6 protein-coding genes and 1 pseudogene are annotated in these 5,714 nt (G+C 61.2%); 3 read left to right on the plus strand and 4 right to left on the minus strand.

Going from position 1 to position 5,714, the window contains the following annotated elements; translation table 11 throughout:
- The first annotated feature begins 188 nt into the window (after positions 1–188).
- Both J3L12_RS16440 and J3L12_RS16445 read left to right on the plus strand, forming a co-directional pair.
- Entirely contained in the window at positions 189–461 is a 273-nt protein-coding gene (locus J3L12_RS16440) for a hypothetical protein (RefSeq protein ID WP_208016132.1), read from the plus strand.
- A gap of 2 nt (positions 462–463) precedes the next feature.
- A complete protein-coding gene (locus tag J3L12_RS16445; protein WP_208016133.1) occupies positions 464–895 on the plus strand; it encodes a PIN domain-containing protein in 432 nt (143 codons plus the stop codon).
- A 260-nt stretch (positions 896–1,155) separates the two neighbouring features.
- On the opposite strand, the gene J3L12_RS16450 is transcribed toward J3L12_RS16445, so the two are convergent.
- The 4 genes from J3L12_RS16450 to J3L12_RS16465 all read right to left on the minus strand — a co-directional run bounded on the left by J3L12_RS16450 (position 1,156) and on the right by J3L12_RS16465 (position 5,345).
- Entirely contained in the window at positions 1,156–2,850 is a 1,695-nt protein-coding gene (locus J3L12_RS16450) for an ABC transporter ATP-binding protein (RefSeq protein WP_347708941.1), read from the minus strand.
- Positions 2,851–3,176: 326 nt separating this feature from the next.
- Positions 3,177–3,947 (minus strand): ABC transporter permease, encoded by a 771-nt coding sequence (locus tag J3L12_RS16455; protein ID WP_208016134.1) that lies wholly within the window; start codon positions 3,945–3,947, stop codon positions 3,177–3,179.
- Positions 3,926–4,882: an ABC transporter ATP-binding protein gene (locus J3L12_RS16460; RefSeq protein ID WP_208016135.1), complete on the minus strand. Its 957-nt coding sequence runs from the start codon at positions 4,880–4,882 to the stop codon at positions 3,926–3,928. Before J3L12_RS16460 ends, J3L12_RS16455 begins: the two co-directional genes overlap by 22 nt.
- Positions 4,883–4,889: 7 nt before the next feature.
- Complete coding sequence (locus J3L12_RS16465; protein ID WP_208016136.1) at positions 4,890–5,345, minus strand: hypothetical protein; 456 nt, start codon at positions 5,343–5,345, stop codon at positions 4,890–4,892.
- 56 nt (positions 5,346–5,401) lie between these two features.
- Here J3L12_RS16465 and J3L12_RS16470 point away from each other — a divergent pair.
- Positions 5,402–5,714: pseudogene (locus J3L12_RS16470) on the plus strand (hypothetical protein); the annotation flags it as partial.

A 5,714-nucleotide genomic window follows, 5' to 3' on the forward strand; every position in this document is an offset into this window, starting at 1 on the left:
GATCAGCAGCAGGTCTTGCCAGCGATGATGGGTTTTCAAGTACTCGCGGGAATCGGGTATCTGGGCTAGATACGGCAACGGACTGGGGATGGAGACAGCTTTCATATGTGATTATGATAAAAGCCTGCTGTGGCAGCAGGAGCCAGGTGTTGTGCCCCAGTAATGTATATGATGTATACTTTTAGATTATGGTTCGCAAACAGCTCTACCTGCGCGAAGACCAGGAACAAGAGCTCAAGCTCAAGGCCCGCGAGACCGGCCTCTCCGAAGCCGAGCTGGTGCGACTGGCCCTGGATCGGCTGCTGCATGAGGGCACGGCCCCCCTCCCCGGCCATGTACAGGCCCTGGCTGCGTTTCTGGAACAGGCCCGGAAGATCTCCCAACAGCACCGCCTGCCCGAAGGCTGGCGCTTTGAGCGGGAAGCCCTCTACACCCGGGAGTCCCGCTGGGGTGGGGGTTAGGGTTGAACCCCCGCTATCTGATTGACACCAACCTTCTCATCTACCCCCTAGATGCCCGCGACCCCAAGAAGCAGAAAAAGACCGCCGAAGTGCTTCTGAGGCTGGCCCAGGAGGGGCGGGCCGCCCTGCCGGTGCAGGCCTTGAGCGAGATTGCCAGCGTGGCCCTGCGCCGGCTTTCGCCACCGCTCGAGGCCGAACCGGTTCGGTTGGAGATCGAGTGGCTGATGCTGGCCTTTCCCGTGCTCCCCCTGACCGCACCGGTGGTGCTGGAGGCCCTGCGGGGGGTGGCTCAGCACCGTCTGAGCTACTACGACGCCCAGGTCTGGGCCACCGCCCGGCTATACCAGGTGCCGGTGGTTCTCTCGGAGGACTTTGCTATGGGGGCCGTGCTGGAGGGGGTGCGGTTTGTAAACCCGCTGGTGCAGAAATTTTAGAGCGCTCTTCACATGTTTTGAGCCACCCGGTTACAGAAAAGCCCTGTCCTGGACAGAACCGTGGCCTCCGGGAAACTCGAAACCCAAGCACCCGTGGGCCCGGCCCACGCTTGGGTGCGTAACATGCGTCTAGGCTCAGACGCATTCTCGTTTTTGCTGGCAACCACGTTTGTGAGAAGCCTGTAAGGCGTGGGAGGAGGATAGAGGTGGGGTTTTGCACGTCTGAATTCATGGCTTCCAGTGCAGCGTGTTGGGAGATTTCAATTCGCTCTATACCCCTCAGCCTGCAGCCGCCAAAGCTCGGCATAAAGGCCGTTGCGGTGCAACAAAGCCTGATGCGAGCCCTCCTCCACCAAACGCCCCTCCCGCAGCACCAGAATCCGGTCGGCCATCTGTACCGAGGCCAGGCGGTGGGTGATGAGGAGCACGGTCTTGCCCTGGGCCAGCTCGGCAAAGCGCTGGTAAAGGTGGGCCTCTTCCTTGGGGTCGAGCGAGGCGGTAGGCTCGTCCAGAACCAACACCTCAGCCTGCCGGAAAAAGGCCCGCGCAAGGGCTATCCGCTGCCATTCTCCTAAAGAGAGATCCGTCCCCCCGAACGCTTTAGAGAGTAGCGCCTCCGGACCAAGCCGCCTGAGCAGTTCCGAAGCCCCCCCGGCCCTGGCGGCATCTTCCAGACGCTCAAGGTCAGATTGGCGCTCCAAATCGGCCAGGGCAATGTTTTCCCGCAGCGTAAGCGCGTAGCGACCAAAGTCCTGAAACACCGTGGCCACCAGGCGCCGCCAGGCCTCCAGGTCTAGCTCCCGCAGGTCTACCCCATCCACCAGGATGCGGCCCTCGCTGGGGTCGTAGAAGCGGAGCAAGAGCTTAACCAGCGTGGTTTTACCAGCCCCGTTCTCCCCCACCAGCGCCAGCCGTTCGCCTCGGCGCAGCTTAAAGGAGATCCCCTCCAGGGCCCGCCGGCCATCTGGGTAGCTAAACCCTACGTTTTCAAAGCGGATTTCCTCAAAGCGCTGCACCGGGCGGCCTGCGCTCGAGGGGACGAACGCAGAGGGCCGGGCCAGAAAACCCTCGAGCCGTTCGAAGTACAGAAGGCTCTCGTACAGCATGCCGCCATCCTGCACCAGGCCGTAGAGGTTTTGTTGCAGGCTGCCCACCGACTGCAAGAGAAGCACCAGGTTGCCTAGCCCCCCCGAACCCAAAAGGGCCTGGCGCAGACCCAGGTACAGCGCCGCCGCCGTGGCCAGCGCGCTGACAAAAACCAAGCCGCTGGCCCCCAGGGCCTGCCGCCCACGCGCGCGGCGGAGCTCTTGGTGTAGCCGCCCAAAAGCCTCGAGGTAACGCCCACGGAAAAACGGAAGCAGACCAAAGAGGCGCACCTCCTTGGCGGCCTCGGGGTTGAGCAAAACCTCGGCGTAGTAGCGCATCCTCCGGGCCTCAGGCGCGCTAAAGAGCACCGCCTCCCACACCCCCTTTTGCAACCTGAAGGTTAGCAGCGCCTGCGGCAGGGTGGCCAGGAGCAACAACAAGGGGAAAATGGGGGCCAAGGTGAGGAGCAAGAGCAGCACCCCGGCTACGGCAATGCCCCCGCGAAAGGCGTTGCCGAAGAAAACCAGCAGGTTGAGCGGCTGGTAGGGCGCTTGGTCGCGCAGCACCTGAAGTTCGTCGTAAAAACCGGCGTCTTCAAAGGGGGTCAGATCGGGCAGGCCCGCCGCCTTCTCCATCAGCAAGAGGTGCACTCGAGCCGTAAGCCGCTCGTTCACCACCCCCTGCAGGTAGGTCACCCAGGGCACCAGCAAAAAGTCGAGGGCAAACAGCAGGGCCAGCCCCGCCAGTGGCGCCAGCAGCGCCGGGCTGAGGGAGCCGCTGCCCAACCCATGGACCAGACCATCCACCAAAGCCCGCGTGGCGCTCAGCACCCCCACCGGTATCAGGCCGCTTGCGGCCAGGAGGCCCACCAAGAGGCTGGCCTCGAGGGGGGCGGCTTGAAAAACCTGGCGAAGCGCCGGGACGGTTTGGTGTAACAGGGAGCGCCTATGAGCCAGTCGCTACCACCTCCCGGCTTGTCTCTCTAGCCCAGCACCCAGGATCCATGTAGTTGGAAGCAATATGGGCCCACTCTTCAGAGCTAATCGGGCAAACTTCTTCGACAATATACCATTTCCGCATAGGCTTCGTGGAAGCGTGACGCAGAACCGCCTTATGCCCAAGGGAGTGCTGGCCAACACCCCGCTCCGTAGCACCTGGTGAGATCGCGGATGACGTAGAGGTTGCGGCTATTGCTTCAGTATGTTCCCAATGTGCCTTGCCTCCGCGCCCTGCGGAGGGCATGCTTGAAGAATCCAATCCCGAAAGCAATGTAGGCCAGGGCGTTGGTTCCGGCGAGGAAAAGGAGTCCCCATTCGGGGTCTTCTCCTTGCCCCAGCAGCAGGCGCAGGGCAGCCACCGATGGCGCCAACGGCAGAAGGTAGCCTAGCGCATTCCATGGCTGGGTCAAAGCCTCAAAGCGTATCAGGAAAAGACCTAAGAAAAGGAACTGAAGGAGGCCCATGATCTGGCCCACCCGCTTATAAACCAGCGCCAGCCCACCGAGGAGAAGCCCCAAACCCAGCGCACCAAGAAACAGGGTCGCAAGCGGCAGCAGGGTCAGGGGAGGGAAGTCCAGCCGAGCTCCGGAGGTAAGGAGGATAGCCAGGAAAACTGGGATGTTCAACAGGCCAATCTGAAAAAGGGAGACAGCAGACCGCACCAGCACCACCCCTAAGAGCCCCGGTCGGGTAAGGGCGAGCTGCTCCAAAAGCCCCGCTAGGGCCTCCTCCGTCAGGGTGGAGGCGATGTACGACAGCAGCGAAAAAGCCAGCGTCCAGGCCAGGAGACTCGCCACCAGGGCCTCCAGCCGCTCCCCGAAGAGGGCGGGGCCGGCCAGGTAGCGAACCCCCGAGAAGAAGAGCGCAAAGACTACGACCGCCCCCAGCACACCCCCCAGAACCTCCAGGGGGTAACGGAAAAAAGCTCTCAAGTAGCGCCAGAACTCTATGTAGGCAACCTGGAGCACTGCACGCTCCTTTCTCTGAGTACGCGCCAGAAAAGCCCCGCGAGAGATAGGCTCTCCCGTTCCACCCGCTCTAGGGGTAAGGGGTCTAGAATTCTGAGGGCTTCCCAAAGGGTTTCCTCTCCCACCACCCGAACCGCCTTCCCCTCCACCTCCGCCTCGACGGCTCGAAGCTGCGCCAGGCGCGGATCTCCCTCCTCCAAAGGCGCCTGGAGTTCTACCCGGTAAGGGGCTCCAGGAGAGCCCTTCAGCACCTCTCGGGTTCTTCCTTCCAGAACTATCTCGCCCTCCAGGAGGATGGCCACCCGGTCGGCCACAGCCTCTGCAAAATCCATCTGGTGGGTGGTGAGGAGGATGGCCTTATGCTCTTTGAGCCGCAGCAGCCAGGAGCGAATCGCCTCCTGAGCTTCCAGGTCTACCCCCAGCGTGGGCTCGTCCAGGAAAAGGACGGGGGGGTCATGCACCAGGGCCGTGGCCAGGGCCGCCCGCTGCTGCTGGCCCCGGGAGAGGGTGCCCACGGTTTGATGGGCCTTCTCGGCGAGCCCAACCGTTTCCAATAGCTCGAGCCCCCGCCGCCGGGCCTCCTTGGGTGTGAGGCCGCGCAAGGTGCCAAAGTAGATGAGGTTCTCCAGGGCGGTCAGGCGCCAGTAGAGGTTGCGGTTGCCCTCCAGCACTGCGCCCATCCAGGTTCGCTTTCCCTCCCGCGGCACCTCCACCCGCCCCCCATCCGGCTCTACCAGGCCGGCCAGGATTTTGACCAGGGTAGTCTTCCCGGCGCCGTTGGGGCCTAGGAGGGTCAGGATCTCCCCCCGGAAGAGCTCCAGGCTGACCCCCTTCAGCGCCTCGAGCCAGCCCTTCGCCTTGGGATAGCGCTTGCGCAAGGCGTAAGCCTGGAGGACTGGGCCGGAGGGGTTGGTGTTTTGTACACTAGAGTTCATAGGCGGCTCACGTGATGAGGACTGCTTCCATGTTAGGGCATATAAAGTCTATGTGGGCTCCGGTAACCCCATCCCCTACAGCAAAGTGAACACCGCGGGCGCCCTCGTTAAGAACAGAGTTGACGCTCCAGTCGAGGTTGGAAACGTCCAGGCCGGGGTTGTTGCTGACTGCCATTTCCACCAAGATGAGCTCGAGTTGGGGATTAGAAAGCTCCCTTATTTCATCGGTGAAGTCGGTTCCATCCGCTGAACGCACCTCCTTCAGTTGTGAGTTTTCTATTTTGATCTTCAGCGGAAATCTTCTTTCTTTGAACAGCCCTTCCAGCAACTGCCATGCTCTTTTAGGTAAATGAGTGAGCTGGTTAGGCATGATTCTGTGATGGGCGATGGCTACCCCTGGAACCTCTACTTCGCCGTTCACTATATATCCCGGATGGAAAAAATCTTCATTATCTGGAATCATAGCTAATCACTGGTGCTAGTTGAAAAGTAGCGGGAGAAAGGAATAGGGTCTGGTGTATGCGGCCAGACCCGAGATGCATTCTATCGCTGGAAGACGTTGCTTTGGTGATGTACGTTGGGGTAGACGATGCCCTGCGTTCGAAGGCTGAACAGCATGAACATCAACAAGCCAAGCTCAGCCTTAGTGAGTTGGTCACCATCGGGCTGATGTTCAGCCTCAAAGGCGGCTCATTCCGCCGGTTCTACCTGTGGCTGGTCGCCAACCTGGGTGACTGCTTCCCCCATCTACCTGAACGCACCCGTTTGCAGCGACGACTACTCCAGTACCAAGCTTTGGTCGTACATTTTCTGGCCGAACCCAGCTTGTTCT

The organism is Meiothermus sp. CFH 77666 (genome assembly GCF_017497985.1).
In the GTDB taxonomy this organism is placed as follows: Bacteria; Deinococcota; Deinococci; order Deinococcales; family Thermaceae; genus Meiothermus.